The 1,918-nt window shown below is 67.8% G+C and carries 2 protein-coding genes; both read right to left on the bottom strand.

The window, feature by feature from the left end:
* Window positions 1-1,141 (bottom strand): TIR domain-containing protein (locus U9979_RS18950; protein ID WP_322780440.1); only part of this gene is annotated, 1,141 nt, incomplete at its 3' end.
* 586 nt (window positions 1,142-1,727) lie between these two features.
* Window positions 1,728-1,918 (bottom strand): hypothetical protein (locus U9979_RS18945; protein WP_322780439.1); only part of this gene is annotated, 191 nt, incomplete at its 5' end.

Genomic DNA, 1,918 nt, shown 5'->3' with positions numbered 1-1,918 from the left:
GTAGGTCGGCGTACTCGCCCGGTGGGGTGCCGGTCTGGTCGAGATAGCCGGCGGCCTGCTCCACCGCCAACGGCAGATCCCCCAACAGCTCACAGATCCGATCGGCGACCCTCGGCTCCAACGCCGGGAACCGGTCGGTCAGCATCTGCACAGACTCGGCACGGCGCATCGTGGAAACCGCCACGGTCACACCGAGTGCGGTCCAACCCCGCCGCCGTGACGTCACCAACAGCCGGCCCGCCCCCGGCGACGGCCGAAGCCCCTTAATCATCGTGATCGTGTCAGGATCATCGGCATTGTCGAACACCAGCAACGACCGCGGCCGGCCGGCCCACGCCGCCACCACCACCGCCGGCTCCGCCTCCACCGACAACCCCACCGCCGGGGCCAACCCAGCCAGATACCCCCCGATCAACTCCGGCTGCTCAGCCGGCACCCAACCCACCCGATCGAACCCGTCGGCATACCGGTGGATGTACTCCACCACCAGCGCGGTCTTCCCCACCCCGCCCATCCCCGCCACCGCGGTCACCGCCACCGACCCCGCCGCCAACCGGCCGTGTATCTCGCCGAGTAGCGCCTCACGGCCCACGAAATGCGCCAACCGGGCCGGCACATTCCACATCACCGGCAGATCCGGCGGGAACACCGGACCACCCACCGCCACCCCCATATCAGCCAGGCCACCGGGGAAGTCCGGTTCCGTAGCCGGCTTCCCCCGCTCGCCCGCGGCAGCAGCGAGCACCACACGGCGTGCCACATCCTTACCGACACCGAACAGGTCAACCGAGACAAGCTGGGCGAGCAGACCCGGCCGCGGGCACTCCTCGATCCGGAACACCAGCAGCTTCCGCGCCCGACCCGACGGATCCGCCGCCCACGCCGCCTGCCACTCCGGCGCCGCGTACGCCGACGTCAGATAGGCCGCCGACAGCACCGCGACCGTCCGGGCCGCATACTCGGTCGTCCGGTGCATCTCCTCGACGAAGTGCGACCCGGCACCGAAATCCCACGCCTGGATCACCACCCGATAGTCGGCGGCCTCCAACGTCCAGGCGATCCACTCCGCCCAGGCGCGGTCCACCCCGGTGTACGACACGAAGAAGTCCGGAACGGTAACCTCACTGCCCCCCACGGTCACCCGGCCAGCATGCCACTACCACCCAACACACCCGAAACCAGCCGATCGACGGGCATCGTCCGACACCAGCCCGGGTCACGAGGACAGCCAACGTGACAGCCCAGCCCACGGACGAGCACAGAGCGTGGTGAACGTCCACGGACGATCGCGAGCAAACTACGGATCAACGGCCCTCGGCGTGCCATTCGCGTGCCAGTAGCAACGGTCAGCATGTGGTCTGATCTGTGGTCTCTGGCGAGAGCTGGACCGTTGCTGACCTGGTCCGGAGTGCTCCAGAGCAGGTCAGCAACGGTAACCGCACAGGTTTCCCAAGCTTGTGGCGTGGATGGCCCAGCCGGAGTCGGCACGGGTCGGAATGCGCACAGCCGCAGCCACGTCGATCGGCCACGACGGTTGGGCAATCCTGCAACCTTGATCTTGGGATACCGGTCCAGTCGGACGTCCGGGAGGGGCCTACGCCGAATGGGCGCCGAATAAGAGGCAGAAACTCCGATGGATCTTGTAAACGTGCTGGTCAGAGCGTGTTCGTGGCCGGGTAGTCCTACGCCCTCTCAAGGCGGTAGCGCCGGTTCGAATCCGGTCGGGGCTACACCCGCACGACCTGCGCAGAAGGCTCCCTGACCAGGGCAAACCCGGTCAGGGAGCCTTCGTCGTCGTGTCCGGCCCAGGCCGGCCCAAGTCCGGCCATCCACGGTGTCCACCGGTTGGTCACGCCGAATACGCGTCGACCTTTTCTGCTACTCGCGGTGGTCGCCAGGTCGATGATGAGCCCGGGGC

The sequence above is a fragment of the Protofrankia sp. Cas4 genome, from assembly GCF_963555915.1.
Classification (GTDB): Bacteria; Actinomycetota; Actinomycetes; order Frankiales; family Frankiaceae; genus Protofrankia.
This window is presented reverse-complemented; position numbering and strand designations above follow the sequence as displayed.